This window comes from Agromyces sp. NPDC056389 (genome assembly GCF_042262385.1).
GTDB lineage: Bacteria > Actinomycetota > Actinomycetes > Actinomycetales > Microbacteriaceae > Agromyces.
Window position 1 is genome coordinate 1,505,939 of sequence record NZ_JBHJPN010000001.1, and the last position, 22,158, is coordinate 1,528,096.

Consider the following 22,158-nt stretch of genomic DNA (forward strand, 5'->3'; position numbering starts at 1 on the left):
TTGGCGGGATCATCGCGATGTCAACGTAAACATGCCGAGTTAAGGCAACGTAAACATTCGGGATGCCGTCGCTGCGCGAGTTTCCGGCAGCTTCGCCGTCGACCGGCGCGCGTCACGAGCTCTGCGTCGACTCGTTGACGGGAAATCGAGCGGCGAGGATGATCGATGCATGGGCACGAGGACCGCTGCGCACCGCCCGCCCCGGCGGCCGGAATCGAGTCTGGCCGAGCGATGGACCACGGTCGACGGCGTCGAGATGTTCTACCGCGAGTCCCCGTCGCCACCCGACGCGCCGGCCATGATGCACCTGCACGGCTTCGGCCTCTCGGGCCGGTACCTGCTTCCGACGGCCGAACGACTCGCCGACCAGTTCCACACCCTCGTGCCCGACCTGCCCGGATTCGGTCGCAGCGGACGGGCTGCCGATGCGCTCGACGTGCCCGACCTCGCGCATGCCGCCGTCCGGTTCCTCGACGACCGCGGCATCGAGAAGGTCACGCTCGTCGGCAACTCGATGGGATGCCCCGTCATCCTCGAGTTCGCGCACCACTACCCCGAGCGCATCGAGCGCGCCGTGCTCGTCTCCCCGGCAGGAGGCCTCTTCAACCAGCCGCTCCGTCGCGCCGTCGGCCAGCTCACTCGCGACGGCGGGCGGGAGCCCCCTCGCATGATGAAGGTGGCCGTGCCCGACTACCTCCGCTTCGGCGTGCCGAGCACGTTCAAGATGTTCCGGTCACTCACCCAGTACCCGACCCTCGATCGTCTGCTCGAACTCCACATCCCGACACTCGTCGTGATCGGCGACCGCGATCCGCTGATGCCGGGTCCGTCACGCGTGCAGGAGGTCGCCGCCGCGACCGACAACCACGTGCTGCTCGTCAGGATCGAGGGCGCGGCGCACGCCATCAACTTCAGCCACTCGGGCGAGCTCGCCCACCTGATCCGGCTGTTCATGGCCGACAAGCCGATCGTCGACGACCCCGCATCCCCGGGGCACGCGAGCCTGACCGAGATCCATCGCGGCACGCACCTGCCGCCGCATCGCGAGACGTAGCGTCCCGAGTCGACGGACGGCGCGACTCAGTCGGCGACGGGCTCCAGCCGGAGCGTCGTCGCGACGACCTCCGGTCCGACGACGGTGCCGACGATCCTCGGGCCGTGCCGGTCGTACTTCGCGTGGTACGCGGCGTCGACGGCCCCGTGCACGTCGGCGGGCGGCTCGGCGAACACGACGTCGCGCTCGACGCCGCCGGCGCGGATGCGGCCGGTGCCGCTCGCCTGTGCTCGGCGGAACCATGGGTTGCCCGGCCCGTATGCGGAGCGGACGAACAGCTCGTCGCCGACGCGCGCGACCCAGATGGTGACGTACGGCCGGAGCGAGCCGTCGCCGCGGCAGGAGGCGATCTGCAGCTCCTCGGCTCGGCCGATGCGGTCGAGCTCCTCGGTGGTCCAGGCGGTCATGGGCGTCCTTCCGGTGGTCGACGTGATCCGTTCGTGCAGCTCGGAGCCCCGCGCCTCACGGGCGGGCCCACTCGAGCAGTCGCTCCACCGGCCACGTCGTGACGATGCGCTCGGCGGGCACGCCGTTCGCCGTCGCGCGCGCGGCGCCGAGCTCGAGGAACGTCAAGTGCCCCGGCGCGTGGGCGTCGCTGTCGATCGAGAACAGGCACCCGGCCTCGAGCGCGATCGCGATGAGCTCGTCGGGTGGGTCCTGTCGTTCGGGCCGCGAGTTGATCTCGACGGCGACCCCATGCTCGGCGCACGCCTCGAACACCGCGAGTGCGTCGAACGTCGACTGCGGGCGGGTGCCGCGAGCGCCCTCGACGAGCCGGCCGGTGCAGTGCCCGAGCACGTTCGTGTGCGGGTCGGCGATGGCGCGGAGCATCCGCTTCGTCATCTCGGGCGCCTCGGTGCGGAGCTTGGAATGCGCACTCGCGACCACGACGTCAAGGCGGCCCAGCATTTCGGGCGTCTGGTCGAGAGTGCCGTCGAGCAGGATGTCGACCTCGATGCCGCGAAGCAGACGGATGCCGCCGACCTCCGCCTGCACGTCCGCGATCGCCTGCTGCTGCGCCGTGAGTCGCTCGACGCTGAGACCGTTGGCCACCCGGAGGTTCGGCGAGTGGTCGGTGATCGCGAGGTATTCGAGGCCGAGCGCCTCTGCGGCGCGGGCCATCGTCTCGAAGCTCGTCGTGCCGTCGGACCAGTCGGTGTGGCTGTGCAGGTCGCCGCGCAGTTGGGCCCGGAGCCCGGAGCGCGCACCGTTCGGCGCGAGGCCGGCGCGAGCGCGGAGGTCGGCGAGGTAGTCGGGTACCGCGCCGTCAGCCGCCTGGGCGATGACGGTGAACGTCGTGTCGCCGATGCCCTTCGTGCGCTGCAGGCGACCGTCGCCGACACGAACCGCGATCTCGTCGAGGTCGAGCGGGCGGATCACTTCGGCCGCGCGCCGGAACGCCTTCGACTTGAACGCCGAGGCGCGATCGCGCTCGAGCAGGAACGCGATCTCCTCGAGCGCCGCCACCGGGTCCATCGCCCCATTGTGGCGCGTCGTGCAGGCGGTGGCCAGCGCCGGGCGTCGGGCCCCTCCCGTCACGCGAGGCGACGCCGCTTGACAAGCCCGCGCCGGGATGGATATATCTGGACCTATACCCCCTAGGGGTATTCAGAGAAGGAGTACTTCCATGTCAGCATCCACTCCGCCGGCGAGACGTCGGTGGCTCGGCCTCGCGCTCATCGCGGCGGCACAGTTCGTCGTCATCATGGACACGTCGATCATCGGCGTCGCCCTGCCCGACATCCAGGCAGAGCTCGGGTTCACCCCCGAGTCCCTGTCGTGGGTGTTCAACGCCTACGTCATCGCCTTCGGCGGCCTCCTGCTGCTGGGAGGCCGCCTCTCCGACGTCTTCGGAGCGCGCCGGGTGTTCATCGCCGGCTGGCTCACGCTGATCATCGGCAGCGTGCTCGCCGGAGCCGCGAGCAACGTCGGCCTCGAGATCGCCGGCCGCGCCGTGCAGGGCGCTGGTGCGGCACTCATCGCCCCGGCCGCACTCACGCTGCTCATGACGCTGTTCGGCGGAACCGCCGACCTGCCCCGCGCGTTCGCGGTGTACGGCGCCGCCGCGCCGATCGGCGGCACCGCCGGGGTCTTCCTCGGCGGCGTGCTCACGGAGTACGCGAGCTGGCCCTGGGTCTTCTACGTGACCGTGCCGATCGCCGTGCTCGTCATGGTGCTGACGCCGTTCGCACTCCCCCGGGTCGACGGCGGACGCGGGCGCGTCGACCTCGCCGGCGCGCTCACCGCCACCGCCGGACTCGCCGCGATCGTCTACGGGGTCGTGCGCGCCCCCGAGGCCGGCTGGGTTTCGGCGGAGACGATCATCGCCCTCTCCGCAGGCGCCGCACTGCTCATCGCGTTCTTCGCGATCCAGGCCCGGCGCCGCACGCCGCTGCTGCGGCTCGGCATCTTCCGGGCCCCGCAGCTCGGCGCGGCGAACCTCGCCCAGCTCCTCCTGGGCGGCGCGTGGGTGTCCATGTGGTTCTTCCTGAACCTCTACCTGCAGCAGGTGCTCGGCGCCGGCGCATTCGCCTCGGGCGCGGCGCTCCTGCCGATGACCGCGCTCATCGTGGTCGGCATGGTCGCGCTGGCTCCGCGGCTGCAGGCCCGGTTCGGGGCGAAGCCGCTCATCGTCGGCGGGTTCGCACTGCTCGCGGTCGGCCTCGGCTGGCTCGCGCTCGCGCGCCCCGACGGCAGCTACGCGATCGACGTGCTGCCCGCCTCGCTCGTCGCGGCACTCGGCATGGCGCTCGCATTCGTGCCGTCGCTCGGCACCGCGATCGGCGCCGCGCGCCCCGAGGAGACGGGCGTGGCGTCGGGCCTCGTGAACACGAGCTACCAGATCGGCTCGGCGGTCGGCCTCGCAGCGCTGACCGCCGTCGGCGCCGCCGTCACCGCCGGCGCGGTGACCGCGGGGGCTGCGGATGCCGCCGCGCTCACGGCCGGGTACTCGTCGGCGTTCATCGGCGCCGCCGTGCTGGCGGTCGCGGGGCTCGTGGCATCCGCCCTGCTCCTGCGCCCGGCACCGCGACGCGCGAGCGCGCCGACGGAGGAGATGGTCGACGCGTGAACCGCGTGCTCGTGGAGGCCGGCATCGGCTTCCGCGAGCACGGCTCGGGCTCAGTAGGCGGGGTACATCTCCATCGAAGTGTTGATGACGCCCACCACGATCACGACGAACCACACGATCACGCCGATCGTGGTCACGACGGTGAGCGCGATCGCCACGGCCATCGGCAGGTACCCGCGACCGGACTGACGCCGCACCACGACCGAGCGGCCGATGACGTACACGAGCGACCAGAGGAACGCCCAGGCCCAGTGGAACCGGCGCTGGTAGCCGAGCCTCGCGAGGGCCGCGCTGTCGAGCGCGGCGAACCAGACGGCGAGGCCGTAGAAGATCCATCCACCGAACGTCGCGGCGAGGTACCACGGGTCGGTGTACGGCCCGAGTGCGTTGGCCATCGGGTTCGTCGACGCCGACATCGACATCGACTGCTCCATGTACGACTGGACGTCCCAGAAGAAGAGCGGCAGCATCGAGAGCACGGGCAGCGCCACGATCAGCCAGATCCAGATCGTGTCGACCGGGGTGCCCTCGGGCACGCGGGCCGTTGCCGCGACACCGCCGTACGGCGCGGGCTGCCCGTATGCGGGCGCCGTCGCGACGTACGGGGGCGCTGAGGCGTAGGCGGGCGCGTACGCGGGGGTCACCGGAGGGACGTACGCGGGGGCGACGACCGCGGGCGCGACGACGGGCGGCACCGACGCCGCGGGAACGGCCTGCGCGACCGGAACCACGGGGGCAGCCGGCGCGACATGCTCCGTCCACTGCGCTCCGTCCCACCAGCGCTGCGCCGAGGCGTCGCTCGGGTCGGGATACCAGCCGGCGGGTGCCGCACGACCATCGCTCATCGATTCCTCCTGTGGGTTCTCGGACATGCTACGGGCACGACCATCGCTGCACCGAGGAGCACGAGCGAGCGGATGCCGCTACAGCTCGACGACCGTCATGCCCGAGCCGCCGCCGCCGGCCGTGCTCATCGCCGCGAGCGCCTCGGGCACCTCGTCGAGCGTGATGCGCCGACCGACGAGCTCGATCGGCCGGAAGTCGCCCGACGCGACCGCACCGAGCATCGAGGGGTACTCGTGGGCGGCCATGCCGTGGCTGCCGAGGATCTCGAGCTCGCCGGCGATCACGGCGTCCATCGGCATCGCGGCGAGCGCGGAGTCGCCGACCATGAGCCCGATCTGCACGTGGCGGCCGCGCTTCTTGAGGCTCCGCACGGAGGCGAACGAGGTCTCGGTCGAGCCGAACGCGTCGACCGAGACGTCCACTCCCCCGCCCGAGGCCTCGAGGATGCGCTCGGCCGCGCCCTCGCCGCCCTGCAACGGCACGGCGCCGAGCCCCTCGGCCGCGGCGAGCGCGGCATCCGACACGTCGACGCCGTAGACCTTCACGCCGGCCGCGACGGCGATCATGATCGCCGAGAGGCCGACCCCGCCGCATCCGTGCACCGCGATCTGTTCGCCCGGGGCGAGGCGCGAGCGCGAGACGATCGCCCGGTAGGCGGTCGCGAAGCGGCAGCCGAGCGACGCGGCCTCGACGAAGCCGAGCGACTCGGGCAGGCGGATGAGGTTCAGCTCGGCCTCGTCGATCGCGACGAACTCGGCGAACGAGCCCCAGTGCGTGAATCCGGGCTGCGACTGCTGGTCGCAGACCTGTTCGTTGCCGGTCAGGCACTCGGAGCAGCGCCCGCATGCGCAGATGAAGGGGGCGGTGACCCGGTCGCCGACCGCCCAACCCGCTTCGGGGTCGACTTCGGAACCGAGCACCGCGATCTCGCCGGCGAACTCGTGACCGGGCACGTGCGGCAGCGAGACGGTGTCGTCGTGGCCCATCCAGGCGTGCCAGTCACTGCGGCAGACGCCGGTCGCGCGAACCCGGATGACGGCGCCCCGCGGCGGGCACTCCGGCTCCGGCACGTCGACGAGTTCGGGGTTCTCACCGAAGGCGTTGAAGAGCACGGCGCGCACAGGAGTCCTTTCCGTTTCGGGTCACGGATGTCGGCGGCGCTCGGGCATCGTCGCCGGATCGCGCGCGCGACATCCGCGAGCTTATCGGCCTGCGGGACGGTGCCCGAACGGGCGCTCCGGCGGACAGCTCCAGATTGTGTAACAATATGCCATGCGATTCGTGACCGCCGTGCTGCTCGCGGCCGTCTGCTTCGGCACCACGGGCACCGCGCAGGCGCTCGGACCCGACGCGAGCGCGGCCTCGGTCGGGGCGGCGCGAATCCTGATCGGCGGTGGCGCCCTCGGGCTCATCGCCCTGATTCCGATCTTCGCCGGGCGCCGGCGCGGTGCGGCCGGGACACCCGCCGCGCCGGCGCCCGGCGTCGGCACGCGGCATCCGCTGCCCGCGTGGCTGCTCGTCGCGACCGGCGCCGCCGGGGTGCTCGCCTACCAGCCCGCGTTCTTCGCAGGCACCGCCGCGAACGGCGTCGCGGTCGGCACGGTCGTCGCGCTCGGTTCGGCTCCCGTCATCACGGGCGGCCTCGACTGGGCGCTGCGCCGCCGGTACCCCGGCCACCGATGGGCCGTCGCGACCGCCATCGCGACGCTCGGGGTCGGCATCCTCGCCGCCGCGACCGGCGGCGGAGGGGCCGCCGGCGCCGACCCGCTCGGCCTCGCGGCCTCGCTCGGCGCGGGCGCCTCCTACGCGGTCTACACGCTCGCCGCGAAGGCCCTGCTCGACCGCGGCTGGCGGGGATCGTCGAGCATGGGCGCACTGTTCGGCGTCGCGGCCGTCTTCAGCATCCCCCTGCTGGCGACGACGGATGCCTCATGGCTCGCGACCGGACCGGGGCTGGCGATGGCCCTGTGGTTCGGCCTCGTCACGACGACCGTCGCCTACCTGCTCTTCGGCTACGGGCTCGGCGGCCTCACCCCGGCGACGGTCTCCACCCTGACCCTCGCCGAGCCGTTGACCGCCGGCGTCCTCGGCGTCGCGCTCCTCGGCGAAGACCTCACCGCCGGCGCACTGCTCGGCCTCCTCGTGCTCGCCGCCGGCATCGTCGTGCTCGCGACGGCGGGGACCGGCAGGCGGCCCCGGGTCGCCGTCGGCTGATCGCGCATTCCGTCGCGGCGCGGCCCCTCGGCGACGAGCGCCGGTCCGAGGTGCTGGTCACGAGGATCGTGTGCCCTGTTTTGGGTAAGGTGCGCACCCTAGCAGCCGAGTAGCGTCAGGGGCAACTTCCTCCTCGAGGAACTGTCACCGACTCGTCGACGTTTGGTTCAGTCGCGAGTCGGAACCGATGCCGGGGTGACCCGGCATCACCCCCGCTCGCCCGTACCCGAAACGAACCTGCCATGCCTGCAACCCGCCGGCGTTCTCGTCGACCCCGTAGTGGCCTCTCCGCCAGCAGAGAAGCGCGCTCATGACCGGCTTCCCCGCGCCGATGGAACCGCCCGCGAACAACGTCGCGCGGTTCCACGGTTCCGGTGCGCCCATCGCCGTCGATGCCGACGAGGGCGCGACCTCGGGCGCCCGGTGGGCCCGGCGGTATCGCGATCGGCTGCGGGTCACCGACGCGGTGATCGTCGCCGTCGCCATGCTCACCGCCGTCGCCGCGAGATCCGCGATCATGGGTCCGAACATCCTCGACGAGATGGCCACCGAGCGGATCGGCGCGCCCGTCGCCATCGCAGCTGCATGGCTGTTCGCCCTCGTCGCCTTCCGCACTCGCGAACCGCACATCCTCGGCGGCGGCGCACTCGAGTACAAGCGGGTGCTCAACGCCAGCGCGACCACCGTCGGTGTCGTGGCCATCGTCTTCCTCGTCGCGCAGCCCCCGAACGTGCGGTGGTATCTCGGAATCGGGGCTCCCGTCGGCGTGGCCGGCCTGCTGGCCGGTAGATGGCTCTGGCGCAGATGGCTCTACACCGAACGCCGCCGCGGTCGCTTCCTCTCGCGCGCGATCGTGGTCGGTTCGCGCATCGACGCGGAGTACGTCGCCTGTCAGATCGCGCACGACACCGGCGCCGGATTCGTCGTCGTCGGTGCGGCGATCGACGAAGGCGACAGTTCGGAGTTCACCGCCGACGGCAGGTCGATTCCCGTCTTCGACGGCATCGCCGCTGCCGCGGCCGCGGCAGCGGCGCTTCATGCGGACGCGGTCATCGTCACCGGGCAGTACAACTCGGCGGGCGATGCCATCCGACAGCTCAGCTGGGCGCTCGAGGGCACGGCGACCGAACTCGTGCTCTCGTCGCGGTTGACCGACGTCGCCGGCCCCCGAATCCACTTCCGCCCGGTCGCCGGGCTCCCCCTCATCCAGGTCGAGATCCCCCAGTTCGACGGCGGCAAGCACGCCCTCAAACGAGGCTTCGACGTGATCGCGGCCTTGCTCGGTCTCATCGCGATCGCACCGATACTGATCGCGATCGCGGTCGCGATCAAGCTCGACGGTCCCGGCCCGATCCTCTACATGCAGGAGCGCATCGGCCGCGACGGCAAGACGTTCAGGCTGTTGAAGTTCCGATCGATGGTTCCGGGCGCCGATCAGGTGCGCACGGAACTCCTCGAACGGAACGAGGCCGCCGGCCTGCTCTTCAAGCTCAAGGACGACCCCCGGGTCACTCGCATCGGCCGGTTCCTTCGGCAGCACTCCCTCGACGAACTCCCGCAACTCTGGAACGTGCTCCGCGGTGAGATGAGCATGGTGGGCCCCCGGCCGCCGCTCGCGGAGGAGGTCGACCGGTATTCCGAGCAGGTGCACCGCAGGCTCCTCATCAAGCCGGGACTCACGGGCCTCTGGCAGGTCAGCGGGCGATCCGACCTGAGCTGGGAGGAGAGCGTGCGCCTGGATCTGTACTACGTCGAGAACTGGTCGCTCACGGGCGACCTCATGCTCATCTGGCGCACGGTGCGTGTCGTCGTACGGTCGGTCGGCGCGTACTGATCGTCAGCGGGTTCCGGCGGCGAACTGCTCGGCGATGAGCCGACCGATCGGGATCGCCGACGTCGCCGCGGGCGACGGCGCGTTGCACACGTGCAGCTGCCTGGCCGTGCGCTCGAAGAGGAAGTCCTCGACGAGCGAGCCGTCGCGACGGACGGCCTGCGCCCGAACGCCGGCGAATCTCCTGCCGAGATCGTCGAGCCGCAGACCGGGCGCATACCGACGGCACGCTGCGAGGTAGCTGCGGCGGAACAGCGAGTTCCGCGCCTCGATCGCGGCGGCGCGGCGATGCCGGACCGCCATCCGCCAGAACCCCGGATATCGCAGGTAGTCGAACATGTCGGGGGCGGACATCGCCCCCCGGGGGTAGCCTTCGCGGGCGAGCCCGAGCACCGCGTTGGGGCCGACGGTGATGCGACCGTCGATCGTCGGACTCAGGTGCACGCCGAGGAAGGGCATCGACGGATCCGGCACGGGATAGATGAGGTGCCGCACCAAACCCGCCTGCCCGTCGAGCTCGAAGTACTCGCCGCGGAACGGGACGATCCGGAAGTCGACCGGAAGCCCGCCGAGTCGGGCGATCCGGTCGGCCTGGAGCCCGGCGCACGCGACGAGCCGCTTCGCACGATGCTCGGCGCCGTCGGCTGTGCGCACGCGCACCTCGCCTGGGCCTGCGCCTGCGCCTGCCGAGCCGTGCTCGGTGATCGACGTCACCTCGGCGCCGAAGACCAGACGCACCCCTGCGGCCTCGAGTCGCGCCTGCATGGTGCGCGCCACGAGGCCGAAGTCGACGATGCTCGTCCCGGGCGAGAAGACGGCCTGGACGCCGCGGATGTTCGGTTCGCGCCTGCCGATCTCGGCCGCGTCGATCCGTTCGACTTCGATTCCGTTCGCCGCCGAGCGCTCTGCCAGGGCATCGAGGCGCTCCCGCTCCCGCTCATCGGTCGCGACGACGAGCTTGCCGATCCGGCCGATCGGCACTGCGTTCTCCTCGCAGAACTCGATGGTCGCGAGCCTGCCGGCTCGGCAGAGCTCGGACTTCAACGACCCGGGTTCGTAGTAGATGCCCGCGTGGATGACCCCCGAATTGTGCCCGGTCTGCCCCGTCGCGACGGCGTCGGCCTTCTCGACGATCGTGATGCGGGCCTCGGGCTCGCGCTCGAGGACGGCGCGCGCCGTCGCCAGGCCCACGATGCCCGCCCCGATGATGATGATGTCGTCCATGCGCCTCATCCCGACGGCGTCGCCGACCGCGACCGGCCGGCACTGATCGCCGTCGCACGCTTCCGGCGGGATCTCGAATGCAGGATCACGAGGGCGATGAGGCTGCCGATGGCCGCCCCGAGCACGTTCGCGAGCACGTCCCGCAGGCTCGCCACTCGGGAAGGGAGGACGAGCTGCACCAGCTCGACCGACGCCGACAACACCACGGCAGATGTCAGGCCGAGCCAGAATCGTCGCGTCGAGAGGGTCAGCAGCAGTCCGAACGGAACGAAGAATGCGATGTTCGCAGCGAACTCGACCATTCCGTCGCGGACCCCGGGGATCCCGAGCTCATCGTTCGCCCACGTTGCGATCGCCTGGGTGATCGCTCCGAACGACAGTGGCGCCATCAGCACGACCGCAGCGAGCAGCAGGTAGACCGCCGACACCCAGAGGGCCCACTGGTGACGCATCCGCTCCACAACCCGCCTCGCTTCGAACCTGGTCGCGCGCAAGCCTCGGAACGCTGCGGCTTCCGCGATCCTGCCCGGCCCGGCCAGCGTATCGCGACCATTCCCACCCTCGACTCCCCCTGACTGGGGGAGGCGGGCATGGGTTCCGCACGAGTAGTTTCTCGATTGGGCGAGTGGTCGGCGATGCCGATCGCTCGACCCGTCGAAGGGGAACCGCGACTCGGTGATCATCCGACGCTCCATGATCCCGAACCGATCACGATCGTCACCGTCACCGTCTCCGTCGCTGTCGCCGAAGGAGCGTGCTGAGTTGACTGTCGCCTCGTCGCCATCTGACGCCGAACCGCTCGTCTCCGTCGCCGCGAGTGCTCAGATCGACCCCTCGTCGACGATCGGCGACGGCACGCGGATCTGGCACCTGTCCCAGCTCCGGGAGCATGCCGTCGTCGGGTCGGACTGCACCATCGGGCGGGGCGTCTACATCGGTCCCGGGGTGGTCATCGGCGACCGGTGCAAGATCCAGAACTCCGCTCTCGTCTACGAGCCGGCAGTGCTCGAGGACGGCGTCTTCATCGGACCGGCCGTCGTATTCACGAACGACGAGTACCCGCGCGCCGTGAACCCCGACGGCACGGTGAAGTCGGCCGATGACTGGCACGCCGTCGGCGTCACCGTGCGCGAGGGTGCATCGATCGGCGCTCGCGCGGTGTGCATCGCACCCGTGACGATCGGGGCGTGGTCACTCGTCGCGGCGGGGGCGGTCGTCACGAAGGACGTCCCGGCGCACGCACTCGTGGTCGGCACGCCGGCCCGGCAGGTGGGCTGGGTCGGGAGGGCGGGCGTACCGCTCACCCTGGAGCCCGATGGGCGCTGGACCTGTCCGCGCACCGGAGCGCGCTACACCGAGGTCGATGGCGTGCTTTCGGAGCAGGCCCGCTGAGTGGGACATGGTGCGACGATCGATCTCCACACCCGACACGAGTCGCAGACGTCTCCTCGCCGTGGCCGTGGTTCTCGTCGCGGCCGTCACCGTCGTCGTGAGTCTCACCGTCCTGGTGACGACTGGGGCCGCGGCCGCCCCGACCACGATCTGGGGTACCGAGCGGCCGCCCGGCGTGGAGTTCTCCTCCGATCCGCAATCGGTGGAGCTCGGCACCGTGTTCATTCCGACCGTCGGCGGAGTCGCCACGGGCATCCGCTTCTACAAGGCCGAGGGGGCCACGGGGAAGCACACGGGAACCCTGTGGTCGGAGGACGGCGGGAAGCTCGCTGATGCCGCCTTCACGTCCGAGACCTCATCGGGCTGGCAGAGCGCCGAGTTCGCGCACCCCGTCGAACTCGAGGCCGACCAGACCTACATCGTCTCGTACCGAGTGCCGCAGGGCGGCGGCTACGGTGTGACGGTGGACCACTCGGGCGGGTCGCACAGCGATGCGCTCGATGTCGGCATCACGGATTCCGGGGTCTTCTCCTACGAGTCGCGCGACGCCGTTCCTCGCGCGAGCTGGCGCTCCAGCCAGTACTGGGTGGATGTCACCTTCGTCACCGACGCGACACCCACGCCGCTGACCGCGCAGGGCGTCTTCCCGACCCGTGAGACCGTCGGCCTGCCCGATGGCTGGGAGCCGGAGCGCGAGGAGACGGGCGAGGTCTGGATCCGCGAGGCGGGCGCCGTGATCGAGGATGTCCGGTACACCGACAGCACGATCTACGTCGAGGCCCCGAACGTGACCTTCCGCCGCATTCAAGCCGTCGATGCCCGGATCGTCAACGACTACGGCAACGTGTGCAAGAACGGCCTTCTCGTCGAGGACTCCGAGTTCACCTCGAGCGGCACCAACGGCTTCGAGGTGATCGGCCCCGGTGGCTACACCGTTCGGAACACCGCCATCGACGGCGTCCCGGAAGGACTCCGCGCGGGAGGCAAGGGCGTCGGATGCGAGACCGTGACCGTCGAGTTCACCTTCATCCGCATCACTCCCCCGGAGGTCTGCGGCGACTGGCACGGTGACGGCATCCAAGGCTATGACGGACCGCATCTCGAAGTCCGACAGTCCACGATCCTGATGGAGGAGACGGGCGGATGCCACGGAACCGCCCCGTTCTTCTACCCGAGCGGTCAGGAGAACACCTCGGTCGACATCGACGGATTGATCGTCAGCGGCGGCGGCTACTCGTTCCGCAACGGCATGCCGGGATCGATCCGGAACCTCAATGTCGTCGACGGCAGTTGGGGCTTCGCACCGGTCGACGTCCATTGCTCGGTCGTCGAGACCTGGCAGGCACGCGTGGTGACGCTCGACGCGGCCGGACAGCCCGTCCCGCTCAGTCGTCTGCGGTGCTCGGGAGACGGCGGCTGACAGCGGCGTAGAGCGCAGTCATCCGCTCGAGACGATGCGCCCAGAGGTGGGTCGACGCTGCGCGCGTTCGGGCTGCCGCCCCCATGCGGTGGCGAAGCTCGGGATCCGAAGCGAGCGCTCGCAGCGCGGACGCGCAGTCCGATGACATCTGTCCGGGCGAGACCGCCGGTATCCGGAACGCGCACGACTCATCGACGTTGGCCGCAGGGCCTCCGCGGTCGCAGACCACGAGTGGCAGGCCGAACGACATCGCCTCCAGCACGACACTGCCGCCGGGCTCGCGATAGCTCGGGAAGACGAACACGTCGGCCCGCTCGTAGAACCCGTCGACGACGGCGCGTGGCACCTGTCCATGGAACGTGACGCGGTCGTCGAGGCCCAGGTCGCGGACGAGTTCCTCGCAGGCTTCGCGGTCGTTGCCCTCGCCGAGGACGTCGAGGGCGAGGTCCTGATCGCGCAGGAGGTGCACGGCCCGGATGACATCGCGCAGCCCCTTCGTCCTGACGATGCGTCCGACGTGGAGGAGCCGCACGGGTCCGCTGCGTCCCGAGCGGTCCACCGGCGGACGCACCTCGTGCATCGCGACATCGCTCATCGCCTCGAAGCGTCGGATCGACAGGCCGGCGAGCAGCTCCCGAACGTAGGGCGCGATCCCGACGACGCAGTCGGCCGATTCGAACGACCGGCGGAGCAGTGGATCATGTCGCAGGCGGAACGCGTCGATGCTCCGCAGCCGCTGGTACCACGGGATCGCGCCTTCCTCGGAGACGAAGGCGGGCGGCGAGTCGAGGCTGCCGCCGAGCGGTCCGAGGATGAGCGGGATCCCGAGACCCGCCGCAGGAGAGGGGTAGCGCATCGACGCCGGGATGACCTGGTGCGCGATGTCGAACTGCTCCCCTTCGGCGAGCCGGGCGCGGATCCATCGTCGTGCCTTCACGTAGAACGGCAGGTACCCGGGCTCCATCAGGCTGTTGAGGCGCTCGAAGCGACCGACGCCGATCGGCTCGGGCCACTCGACCACGCGGATGCCGGGCAGTTGCCGGGAGGGCGGCACATGGCCTCGCTTGAAGGTCGTCACGAGGGTCAGGTCGAGGCCCTGCGACAGGAGGCTCGCCCATTGGTGCGCCAGCCAGGACTCGCCGACGTCCGAACCATCGCAGGTCGGCGCGATCATCAGGACCCTCGTCACGGCGGACCGCTCGCTCCCCGACACGCCTGCACCGCTCATCCCGGCAGGAACGTGTCACTCGCGCCGAGCGCGGCCGGCCGCTCCGTGGGGCGCAGCAGGGCGCGAACGGTCGGCCAGGAGGCGCCATGCCAGCGGATGGCGCGACGCACCTCGATGAGCACGGTCATCGAGAAGTACAGCCAGGCGCGCACGGGCCCCGTCTGCCGGCGGTAGACGCGCACCCGGTTCACGGCCTTCATCGTGTGGGTCGTGACGCTCTCGCCCGACCCGCCGCCGATGTGCATGGCACCCGCGACGGGCGTGTAGACCGTCACTCCGCCGGCGCCCCGCGCGCGCAGGCAGAAATCCGTCTCCTCCGAGTAGAGGAAGTACGACTCGTCGAGCCCTCCGACGGCTTCGTAGCACTGCCGGCCGACGAGCAGGATCGCGCCGACCGCCCAGTCGACCTCCTGCTCGTGCTCGTACGCTCGGGCATCCTCGATCCGCTCGGCGAACGATGCGAGGCCGGTGAAGCTCAATCCGCCGACGCGACGGAGCGTCGGTGCCCGGCGGAGGGTGCGGGAGAGGCTGCCGTCCTGCTCCCGGATGCGCGGCGCGACGATGCCGACCCCCGGTCTGCGGAGCACCGCGAGCATGCGAGGCACGGCATCGGCGTCGAGCTTCGTGTCGGGGTTCAGGATGAGGATTGCCTCGGCCTCGGGAGACGACCGGACGGCGAGGTTGATCCCCGCCGCGTATCCGTCGTTCGTCGAGGGCACGACCGTGCAGTCGGTGCGACGGCTGAGCAGCTCGATGGTTCCGTCGGTCGAACCGTTGTCGACGACCACGACCGAGTACGACGTCGTCGCGAATGCGGCAGGGAGAGTATCGAGCAGGTCCGAGATGTGCTGCTCGCTGTTGTAGGTTACGACGACCGCGGCGACATCGACTGTCACGCCGTTCATCCTAGGCGGGTGGGTCCGCGGCGGTCTCGCCCCAGAACGTGGGGCGAGATGGGGTGTCGACGCGCGCCGTTGTGCCCTACTTTGAAGTTGTGGACCCGGCCTTTGGGGATGTGGATCCGACCCGACTCCGCGCGACGCCGCCGGGGGGTTCCGCGCGGCCCCTGGTCGTCGTGCTGTACGACGATCGGCCCGATGCCCTGACGGGTCTGAAGCTCGCCGCCCTCAGCCTCCGGGCCACGAGTCCCGGCCTCGATGTCCGCGCGATGGTGCCCGATGCATCCGATCGCTTCCGGACCTGGGCGACGGCTCACGGCGTCACGGTGATCGACGTGCCGGACTCGCTGCGTGCGACGGGCTGGGACGTCAAGCCGACCGTGCTGCTGCACCTGCTCGACGAGGGAGCCGATCCCGTGCTCTGGTTCGACACCGACATCATCGCCACTCGCGACATCCGCCCCCTGCTCGACCCGCACCCCGACGACGTGCTCATCGCCGCAGAGGAGTACTACTGGGGCTACCACCAGTGCTCGCCGGTGCGAACGACGACGCTCGGCCTCGAGGTGGGCCGGGTGCTGCCGAGGTCGATCAATTCCGGCGTCCTCCGCGTCTCGGCGGCGCATCGACCGCTTCTCGAGCACTGGGCCGCGGTGCTCGGGACCCCGGAGTATGCAGCGGCACAGGATGCCCCGATCCCGCGTCGCCCGGTCGCCTACCTCGGCGATCAGGAGGTGCTCGGCGGGCTGCTCGGCTCGAGCGGGTATACGAGCGTGCCGCTCGTGCAGCTCCGCCGCGGGGTCGACATCGCGCAGTGCTTCGGGCCATCCGGATTCACCGTGAGGGAGCGCTGGGCCGCCCGGCGCCGGCTGCCGACCCTCGTGCACGCCATGGGCCGGAAGCCCTGGTCGCGTCCCGAGCGGAGCGCGGGGAGCCTCCGTCGACGCCTCGGAACCGAATGGGAGCAGCTGCACCTCGACCTCACCCCGTTCGTCTCCGCCGCGGGGCCGCATCTCGCCGAACTGGACGAACCCGTCGAGTGGGCGGTCCCCGTCACCGGCTTCGGGCGGCTGCTCGCGAGCATCGGATCACCGGCGCTGCGGGAAGTGCCGCTCGCGCTCCTCGACACGACGCAGCGCGGTGTGCGCCGTGCGCTCCGCATCCGCCAGGTACCCGTCTGAGCTCCTCGACGCCGAACACGCGGCTCAGCCGAGCAGTCGCGAGGTCAACCGAGGTAGCGGAACCTGCGCCACCGATGCCATCGTGTCCAGGCGGCGAGTTCACGGCCGGCGGAGCGCATGGCCGGTGAGATGCCGCGCGGCCGACCGCCCAGGCGCCGTACCCGCACATCCGTCCATGGCCCGCGGCCCACGACCTCGGGGTCGATGCGGTTCGCGAGCTCCAGAATCCAGTCCACGCGGTCGGCGGGCACCTCGGCGCGATCGAGATCTCGCTGCAGGTCGAACAGCACCTCGTCCGAGAGGCGCCGGCGCATCACCGCGCCCAGGCGGGCGGCGTCGTTCGTCCGCGACCACTGGGAGAGGAACCCCTCGTAGGCCTTCCATCGTTCCTCGATGTCCCGATAACCGCTGTAGCCCGTCGAGAGGTTCGAGGCGTGCCGACGGTAGTACGCCTGGTCGACGCCGTTGACATGGCCGACGTCGGCGACGGCAGCGATGCGCAGCCACATCTCGACGTCACCCGAGTGCGGGAGATCGGGGTTGTAGTAGCCCACCGCATGCTGCACCGTCGTGCGCACGACCGCCTCGGGAGAGGAGATGTTGTTCCAGCCTCGTCGCATCTGCAGTCCGATCCACTCCGCTCCACGCCAGGTCGCCCAGGTCACAGTCGGCATCGGTGTGCGAGGCGAGGGCTCGGTGACGAACTTCTGCGCGTGACCGAACGTGAAGCCGACGGTCGGGTTCGCCTCCATGAGCGCTGCCGCTCGCCAGAGTGCCCCGGGAGCGAGCATGTCGTCGGCGGAGAGCAGCACGACGTAGTCGGAGTCCGCCTCGCGCAGACCGACGTTGTAGGTCCGGATGTGGCCGAGGTTCGCCTCGTTCCGGATGAGGCGAACACCCTGGTGCGCACCGGCGAGCCGTTCCGCCACGAGCGCCGAGTCGTCGGTCGACGCGTCGTCGACGATCGTCACCGTCGTGCGCACGCCCGCCTGGCTCAGGATGCTCTCGACGCACTGGGGCAGGTAGTGGCCGTAGTTGTAGCACGGCACGACCACCTCCACGTGCGGTGTCGCACCGACGGGGAGCTGGATGAACCGGCTCAACTTCATCATGACCCCCGAACCGCGTGAATTCGATCGAACCTCGGCGATGCGCGGTCGAGGCTAGCCGAGCCGACGTTGCTCTCGCGACTCCCCGTCCGGGGGACTCGCCCGCTGCACTCAGCCGAACCGTGCTGTGCCGCCGTCGTGCTCGAGGCGGTACAGGGCCCCGCACACTCCGAGGAGCAGGAAGAGCGAGCCCATCGTCATCGGGAAGGCGAAGGCGTCGAAGAAGGAGAGGCTGATGAACCCGACGGAGATCGCCGCGACGAGGGTCAGCGCCAGGTCCCGAGTGCGATCATCCGAACTGGCGCGTCGGAGTCGCAGCATCGTGATCGCCGCGACGACGCCGAGCGCGACGAACGCCAGGGTGCCGATGATGCCGATGGTGACGAGAAGGCCCAGGTACTGGTTGTCGAAGATCCGGTACTTGGGCAGGAACGTCCCGAGTCCTCGACCGAAGAGCGGAAGCTCGGCGATGAACTGGAACGCGACGTCGAAACTCCCGGTGCGCGATCCGACGCTCGGATCCTCGGGGGCGCCGACGAACAGGTTGACGATGGAGTTGAGCAGGTTGGGGGTCACGACCGACATCGCCGCGATGCCCCCCACGGCGATCAGCGCGATCACCCGTCGGCGCATCTTCGGCCACCCGAGCATGACGATCGCCAAGCCGATGACGGCCCCGATGTAGGCCGATCGCGACGACGTCAACGGGATGACGGCCGCGAGCGCCGCGGCCGGGAGCCACCGGATCCAGCCTCGCTCGACCTGGTTGAACGCCACGTAGAGTGCGAGCGGGAGGAGCATCGTCACGAGCACCCCGTACTCGATCGGGTGCACCGCCGTGCCCGACGGACGGGGGAAGGCGCCGCGGGTGAACAGCGTGGGCACCTCCGTCACCGTCAGGCCCGGGATGGAGATGCGGTCGACCCATGCCTGCCCGGTGAGCACCTGGACGATGCCGAGTCCTGCGAGGAGCGCACCGCAGACGGCCAGGCGCCACAGGAAGGACTCCAGCCGATCGCGACTGGGAATCCCGTCGTGGGCGATCAGCAGCGTTCCGGTCCACGACGCAGCCGCGAGCAGCGCGACGTCGGCCGGGCTGACCTCATCGGGACTGATCGGGCGCGACATCGCCATCGCGTAGGTGATCCCGACGCAGAAGAGGAAGATCCAGAGCGCGGTGCGGATCGGCTCGTGGCGCGCCGGAGCCCGTCGTCGCGGGTTCTCGAAGCGGAGGAGGGTCCAGAGCCGGAACAGGAACCACAGCACCAGGCTCACGAGACCGAAGATCATCGAGGGCGCGCCGGCGCTGCCGAGGGCGCCGACGACGAGTTTCGACGGGATGAAGAAGAGGAGCAGCACGTAGACGCTGAGCCACGTGACGGCATCTCCGCTCGTACGCGACCTGCGCTCGATGCCGACTCGGGATGTCACCGAGATTGCTCGAGATTCTCCGGGGCTTGCAGCACGAGATCGGCTGCGGGTTCCTTCACCACGACGGGCGGCCGGACTTCGGCGACGTCGGCGTCTTCGGCGACGTCGCCGTCCGCGACGTCGGTGCCGGCGTCACCCTCCGCCGCCTCGGAACCCTCCGCGACGTCGCCGTCGTCGGTGCTCTCGCCGAGGTCGGCCGCGTCGGCAGGCTCCGCGTCGTCGCCGCCTCGCCGTTGCGCCCGCCTGAGGATCAGACGATCGATCGTGAAGGTCAGGGTCACGGTTGCGAGGAGTCCGACGGCGACCGCGACGATCAGGATGCGGACCGTGCCGTCGGTGTGCTCCGTCGCCTCCGAGTCCATGGTCAATGGCATCGAGGTCACCGTCGACTCCGGCGGGGCCCCGACCTCTTGCTGCAGTCTGGCCAGGTTCGACGGGATCGCCGCAGCCAGGTAGTCGAGCGTGGTGAGGGCGCCGTCGGCCGACATGTCCGTGACGTCGATCGACATCAACGGGCCGCGCGTGGAGGCTTCGATGGCGACCGAGTACTTCGCATCGGGAGACACTTCGGCCACTTCCGCCTGGACCGAGGAACTCTGGAAGTACGCGGCCAGGATCGAAGCGGGCAGTCCCAGATCACCCATCGCGAGGAACGGGTTCCCGCCCTGTCCCACGACGTCCTGGGACGGAAGGAGCAGCACCAGCCCTCGCGCCGTGTACTCGGGCGGGGTCATGTCGACCGCGACATATCCGAGCCACGCCGTGGCGATGAGCCCGACGATCAGCACGTACCATCGGCGCCCGAGTGCGCGGAGGAAGTCGGTCACCACCATACGGACAGAGTGTACCCGTCAGAAGCCGGCCCGACCCCTCCCCCTATATCATGTTCCTGCAACCCTCCGAACCACGCACGAAGAGATCCCGCCGGAAGCAGCCGTGACACTGCCAGACCTCGTCCGCTCGATGATCCGCCGCTGGCCGATCGTGCTGGCGGGCGCCGTCTGCACGGTTGCGCTCGGGTATCTCGCGATGAGCGGCGACGGCGTCGCCTATGCACGCACCGAAGTGGTGTTCCTCGCTCCGTCGAGCGAGATGAATCCGAACTCGCTCAAGACGACCTCCGAAGACCTCATCATCACCGCGGGCGTCGTCTCGAAGGCGATCTCCGGGCCGGGGAAGGTCACGAAGTTCGCGGACCCGAGCGTCACGCTCATCGGGCTCGGAGTTCGAGACGGCTGGGCGGTGCGCCTCCCGGACACGGGGGGACAGTGGGCATCGAACTTCTCGAGCCAGTCGCTGATCGTGGAGGTCGTTGCGGCCGACCGTGAGGCGGCGCTGGCGAAACAGCGGGAACTCGTCGATCGCATCCGGCTCGAGATGGACGCGCTGCAGCGTGATGCGGGCGTCGATCCGGTGAACGACATCACCGTGTCCGTGGTTCCCGAGACGGGCGTGATCCGCGACGTCGGCGGAAGCACGATCAGGGCGCTGGCCGTCGTCGGCGTGCTCGGCGTCAGCGCGACGATCGCCTGCGTCGTCCTCGCCGAGAACCTTGCGCGTCGACGAGCCGGCACAGCAGGAGCGAAGGGCGCAGAACCCGCCACCGCGGGCGCCGCGCGGATCTCCGCAGCGCAATGACCGCGTCGAGCGTTCAGCGAATGCGCTTCGCGAGGGATGCCACGCGATTGCGCGTCTCATCGAACCCGTGCGAACGCGCGACCATCGAGCGGACCGATTCGAGCGTGTCGCCCGCCGTCACGCTGTAGCGCGCCTGGAGCCACGCCGTGGGGCGAGCTGGGAACCGATCGCTCGTGTACACGGAACGGTAGCCGTGCCGACGCAGCCGCGTGAGCAGCTGACGGTCGTAGCGACCGAGCGGGAGCGCGGCCTCGTCGATCGGGCCGCGGCTGGCCTCAGCGAGCACGGCCCGGGCCTCCACGAGTTCCCGGCGTTCGTCGTCGGGGTCCATCCCGCGCCACGGCGAATGCGACCAGCCGTGGCTGCCGATCCCCATTCCCGCTGCCCGCAATTGCGAAAGCTCCGAAGCGCTCAGGCTCGCGGGGTCATCGAGACGGCCGGCGAGGGCGAAGAAGGTGGCGCGCAACCCCCGCTCCTGCAGCGCGGGAAGCGCCACCGCGACATCTGAACGGTTGCCGTCATCGAAGCTCATGCGGACCCGGGGATGCGAACCGAACTCGTCGAGGATGCGGAGGAAGAGCTCGTTTCCCACCCAGTATCCGGCCTCGCCCGGCTCACGCTCTCGAGCGCAGGTTCCGACGCCGTGGAAGCAGAGGTTGATGATCACGTGCTGCCGCCCTCCGGCTCCGGCCGACGCCCGCGGGTGCTCTCGTCACGGCCCCACTCGCGGCCTTCCTTGGCAGGGCGGCGGGCGAGTACGGCCGCGGTGACGGTGATGATCAGGTACGGAACGGCGGCGAACACCAGCCGGGGTTCGGGCACCACCGCGTCGCGGAGCCACGCCCAGCGATCGACCGGTCGCACCTGCGCGACGACGCGCCCGGTCTCGGCCGAAGCACGCAACTGCCGGTTGCCGCGGCGCACGCGCACCAGGCGATGCAACAGGTCCGAGGTCGTGAACGGAGTCTCGACGACGACCTCGACCTCGCTCGCCTCGGCCTTCTCGGCGTCCGAGAACTGCGAGTCGAGGAACAGGTCGTCGGCGATCACACCGGGGAAGACATCGAACCGAGCACGACCCTCTTCGGAGACGGCGATCATGCCGCGTCCGAACAGCCCGTGCCGGAAGGGCGACATCCGCTCGTTGATCGAGAAGTACGCCCTGACCGGCCACGGTCGGCCCGCGGTGTTCAGACGGCGCCGGGGCACGACCGCCAGCGGCCTGGGCGACGCCTCGAAGCGCTCTGCGATCGCGGCGATGCCGCCCGGCGGCACGACGATGTCGGCATCCAGATAGATCCTCGGGAAGCCGGTCGCAACCAGCTCTGCGGCGTTGAGCGCTGCGGTCTTGCCGGGCTCGGCTCGATCGATGACCGTCACACCCGAGCGGGCCGCCACGGCCGCGGTGCGATCGGTGCAGCCGTTGGCGCTCACCACGATCTCGGTCGCCTCGGGGCCGCGCTGGCCGAGCAGCGCGTCGAGGCACGCACCGATCACGTGCTCCTCGTTGTGCGCCGCGATCACCACGCTGGTCATCGTGCGCCTCGATCGCCGTCGCCGCCCTCGACCCGAGCTGACATCGCGGTTCCTCCCCTGCCGAGCAGGATAGTCCGCTTCATCG

The 22,158-nt window shown here is 70.3% G+C and carries 21 protein-coding genes; 8 read left to right on the forward strand and 13 right to left on the reverse strand.

The features are described from left to right. Positions 1-169 precede the first annotated feature (169 nt). On the forward strand, positions 170-1,054 hold the full coding sequence (locus tag ACFCVM_RS07070) for an alpha/beta fold hydrolase (RefSeq protein ID WP_375835360.1): 885 nt from the start codon (positions 170-172) through the stop codon (positions 1,052-1,054). A 26-nt stretch (positions 1,055-1,080) separates the two neighbouring features. Here ACFCVM_RS07070 and ACFCVM_RS07075 read toward each other — a convergent pair whose 3' ends face one another. After that, positions 1,081-1,461: a DUF2255 family protein gene (locus tag ACFCVM_RS07075; RefSeq protein ID WP_375835361.1), complete on the reverse strand. Its 381-nt coding sequence runs from the start codon at positions 1,459-1,461 to the stop codon at positions 1,081-1,083. Between the two features lie 55 nt (positions 1,462-1,516). Further along, a complete protein-coding gene (locus ACFCVM_RS07080; protein WP_375835363.1) occupies positions 1,517-2,530 on the reverse strand; it encodes a PHP domain-containing protein in 1,014 nt (337 codons plus the stop codon). A 151-nt stretch (positions 2,531-2,681) separates the two neighbouring features. Between ACFCVM_RS07080 and ACFCVM_RS07085 the strand changes: the two genes are divergently transcribed. Next, positions 2,682-4,124: an MFS transporter gene (locus tag ACFCVM_RS07085; protein WP_375835364.1), complete on the forward strand. Its 1,443-nt coding sequence runs from the start codon at positions 2,682-2,684 to the stop codon at positions 4,122-4,124. 50 nt (positions 4,125-4,174) lie between these two features. Here the strand turns inward: ACFCVM_RS07085 and ACFCVM_RS07090 are convergent, their stop codons facing one another. Further along, on the reverse strand, positions 4,175-4,969 hold the full coding sequence (locus ACFCVM_RS07090; protein WP_375835366.1) for a DUF2510 domain-containing protein: 795 nt from the start codon (positions 4,967-4,969) through the stop codon (positions 4,175-4,177). A gap of 78 nt (positions 4,970-5,047) precedes the next feature. Further along, positions 5,048-6,091 carry a zinc-dependent alcohol dehydrogenase family protein gene (locus ACFCVM_RS07095; RefSeq protein ID WP_375835368.1) on the reverse strand — a complete coding sequence of 348 codons (1,044 nt, stop codon included), beginning with the start codon at positions 6,089-6,091 and terminating at the stop codon, positions 5,048-5,050. A gap of 151 nt (positions 6,092-6,242) precedes the next feature. Here ACFCVM_RS07095 and ACFCVM_RS07100 point away from each other — a divergent pair, with 151 nt between their 5' ends. Both ACFCVM_RS07100 and ACFCVM_RS07105 read left to right on the forward strand, forming a co-directional pair. Next, the gene (locus tag ACFCVM_RS07100) at positions 6,243-7,184 is read left to right on the forward strand and encodes an EamA family transporter (protein ID WP_375835370.1); all 942 of its coding nucleotides are present in this window, start codon (positions 6,243-6,245) and stop codon (positions 7,182-7,184) included. 310 nt (positions 7,185-7,494) lie between these two features. Then, positions 7,495-9,018: a sugar transferase gene (locus tag ACFCVM_RS07105; RefSeq protein ID WP_375835372.1), complete on the forward strand. Its 1,524-nt coding sequence runs from the start codon at positions 7,495-7,497 to the stop codon at positions 9,016-9,018. A 3-nt stretch (positions 9,019-9,021) separates the two neighbouring features. Here ACFCVM_RS07105 and lhgO read toward each other — a convergent pair whose 3' ends face one another. Both lhgO and ACFCVM_RS07115 read right to left on the reverse strand, forming a co-directional pair. Further along, a complete protein-coding gene (lhgO, locus tag ACFCVM_RS07110; RefSeq protein WP_375835374.1) occupies positions 9,022-10,239 on the reverse strand; it encodes an L-2-hydroxyglutarate oxidase in 1,218 nt (405 codons plus the stop codon). Positions 10,240-10,244: 5 nt separating this feature from the next. Next, complete coding sequence (locus ACFCVM_RS07115; RefSeq protein WP_375835375.1) at positions 10,245-10,691, reverse strand: VanZ family protein; 447 nt, start codon at positions 10,689-10,691, stop codon at positions 10,245-10,247. A gap of 310 nt (positions 10,692-11,001) precedes the next feature. On the opposite strand from ACFCVM_RS07115, the gene ACFCVM_RS07120 reads away from it, so the two are divergent. Both ACFCVM_RS07120 and ACFCVM_RS07125 read left to right on the forward strand, forming a co-directional pair. Continuing rightward, a complete protein-coding gene (locus tag ACFCVM_RS07120) occupies positions 11,002-11,631 on the forward strand; it encodes an acyltransferase (protein WP_375835377.1) in 630 nt (209 codons plus the stop codon). 61 nt (positions 11,632-11,692) lie between these two features. Further along, complete coding sequence (locus ACFCVM_RS07125; protein WP_375835378.1) at positions 11,693-13,051, forward strand: DUF4082 domain-containing protein; 1,359 nt, start codon at positions 11,693-11,695, stop codon at positions 13,049-13,051. Here ACFCVM_RS07125 and ACFCVM_RS07130 read toward each other — a convergent pair. Both ACFCVM_RS07130 and ACFCVM_RS07135 read right to left on the reverse strand, forming a co-directional pair. Continuing rightward, positions 13,017-14,225, reverse strand: coding sequence for a glycosyltransferase (locus tag ACFCVM_RS07130; protein WP_375835380.1), 1,209 nt, complete (start codon positions 14,223-14,225; stop codon positions 13,017-13,019). The genes ACFCVM_RS07125 and ACFCVM_RS07130 overlap by 35 nt on opposite strands. Positions 14,226-14,275: 50 nt before the next feature. Further along, on the reverse strand, positions 14,276-15,175 hold the full coding sequence (locus tag ACFCVM_RS07135) for a glycosyltransferase family 2 protein (RefSeq protein WP_375835382.1): 900 nt from the start codon (positions 15,173-15,175) through the stop codon (positions 14,276-14,278). 179 nt (positions 15,176-15,354) lie between these two features. Between ACFCVM_RS07135 and ACFCVM_RS07140 the strand changes: the two genes are divergently transcribed. Beyond that, entirely contained in the window at positions 15,355-16,359 is a 1,005-nt protein-coding gene (locus tag ACFCVM_RS07140; protein WP_375835383.1) for a hypothetical protein, read from the forward strand. A 44-nt stretch (positions 16,360-16,403) separates the two neighbouring features. Here the strand turns inward: ACFCVM_RS07140 and ACFCVM_RS07145 are convergent, their stop codons facing one another. The 3 genes from ACFCVM_RS07145 to ACFCVM_RS07155 form a co-directional block, all read right to left on the reverse strand. Further along, positions 16,404-17,471 (reverse strand): glycosyltransferase family 2 protein, encoded by a 1,068-nt coding sequence (locus ACFCVM_RS07145; protein ID WP_375835385.1) that lies wholly within the window; start codon positions 17,469-17,471, stop codon positions 16,404-16,406. Positions 17,472-17,579: 108 nt separating this feature from the next. Further along, positions 17,580-18,899, reverse strand: a complete 1,320-nt coding sequence (locus tag ACFCVM_RS07150; protein ID WP_375835387.1) for an O-antigen ligase family protein — start codon at positions 18,897-18,899, stop codon at positions 17,580-17,582. Then, on the reverse strand, positions 18,896-19,732 hold the full coding sequence (locus tag ACFCVM_RS07155) for a hypothetical protein (RefSeq protein ID WP_375835389.1): 837 nt from the start codon (positions 19,730-19,732) through the stop codon (positions 18,896-18,898). The genes ACFCVM_RS07150 and ACFCVM_RS07155 overlap by 4 nt, the downstream gene beginning before the upstream one ends. 103 nt (positions 19,733-19,835) lie before the next feature. Between ACFCVM_RS07155 and ACFCVM_RS07160 the strand changes: the two genes are divergently transcribed. Then, positions 19,836-20,537: a hypothetical protein gene (locus tag ACFCVM_RS07160; protein WP_375835390.1), complete on the forward strand. Its 702-nt coding sequence runs from the start codon at positions 19,836-19,838 to the stop codon at positions 20,535-20,537. A 13-nt stretch (positions 20,538-20,550) separates the two neighbouring features. Here the strand turns inward: ACFCVM_RS07160 and ACFCVM_RS07165 are convergent, their stop codons facing one another. Together ACFCVM_RS07165 and ACFCVM_RS07170 are read right to left on the reverse strand one after the other, a co-directional pair. Continuing rightward, positions 20,551-21,204, reverse strand: coding sequence for a polysaccharide deacetylase family protein (locus tag ACFCVM_RS07165; RefSeq protein WP_375835391.1), 654 nt, complete (start codon positions 21,202-21,204; stop codon positions 20,551-20,553). Beyond that, positions 21,201-22,073 (reverse strand): glycosyltransferase, encoded by an 873-nt coding sequence (locus ACFCVM_RS07170; RefSeq protein ID WP_375835392.1) that lies wholly within the window; start codon positions 22,071-22,073, stop codon positions 21,201-21,203. The genes ACFCVM_RS07165 and ACFCVM_RS07170 overlap by 4 nt, the downstream gene beginning before the upstream one ends. Positions 22,074-22,158 lie beyond the last annotated feature (85 nt).

Coding starts and splice junctions, on each gene's coding strand:
- ACFCVM_RS07070 (WP_375835360.1), top strand. CDS start 170: ATGGGCACGAGGACCGCTGCGCACCGCCCGCCCCGGCGGCCGGAATCG.
- ACFCVM_RS07075 (WP_375835361.1), bottom strand. CDS start 1,461: ATGACCGCCTGGACCACCGAGGAGCTCGACCGCATCGGCCGAGCCGAG.
- ACFCVM_RS07080 (WP_375835363.1), bottom strand. CDS start 2,530: ATGGACCCGGTGGCGGCGCTCGAGGAGATCGCGTTCCTGCTCGAGCGC.
- ACFCVM_RS07085 (WP_375835364.1), top strand. CDS start 2,682: ATGTCAGCATCCACTCCGCCGGCGAGACGTCGGTGGCTCGGCCTCGCG.
- ACFCVM_RS07090 (WP_375835366.1), bottom strand. CDS start 4,969: ATGAGCGATGGTCGTGCGGCACCCGCCGGCTGGTATCCCGACCCGAGC.
- ACFCVM_RS07100 (WP_375835370.1), top strand. CDS start 6,243: ATGCGATTCGTGACCGCCGTGCTGCTCGCGGCCGTCTGCTTCGGCACC.
- ACFCVM_RS07105 (WP_375835372.1), top strand. CDS start 7,495: ATGACCGGCTTCCCCGCGCCGATGGAACCGCCCGCGAACAACGTCGCG.
- lhgO (WP_375835374.1), bottom strand. CDS start 10,239: ATGGACGACATCATCATCATCGGGGCGGGCATCGTGGGCCTGGCGACG.
- ACFCVM_RS07115 (WP_375835375.1), bottom strand. CDS start 10,691: ATGCGTCACCAGTGGGCCCTCTGGGTGTCGGCGGTCTACCTGCTGCTC.
- ACFCVM_RS07130 (WP_375835380.1), bottom strand. CDS start 14,225: ATGATCGCGCCGACCTGCGATGGTTCGGACGTCGGCGAGTCCTGGCTG.
- ACFCVM_RS07145 (WP_375835385.1), bottom strand. CDS start 17,471: ATGATGAAGTTGAGCCGGTTCATCCAGCTCCCCGTCGGTGCGACACCG.
- ACFCVM_RS07155 (WP_375835389.1), bottom strand. CDS start 19,732: ATGGTGGTGACCGACTTCCTCCGCGCACTCGGGCGCCGATGGTACGTG.
- ACFCVM_RS07170 (WP_375835392.1), bottom strand. CDS start 22,073: ATGACCAGCGTGGTGATCGCGGCGCACAACGAGGAGCACGTGATCGGT.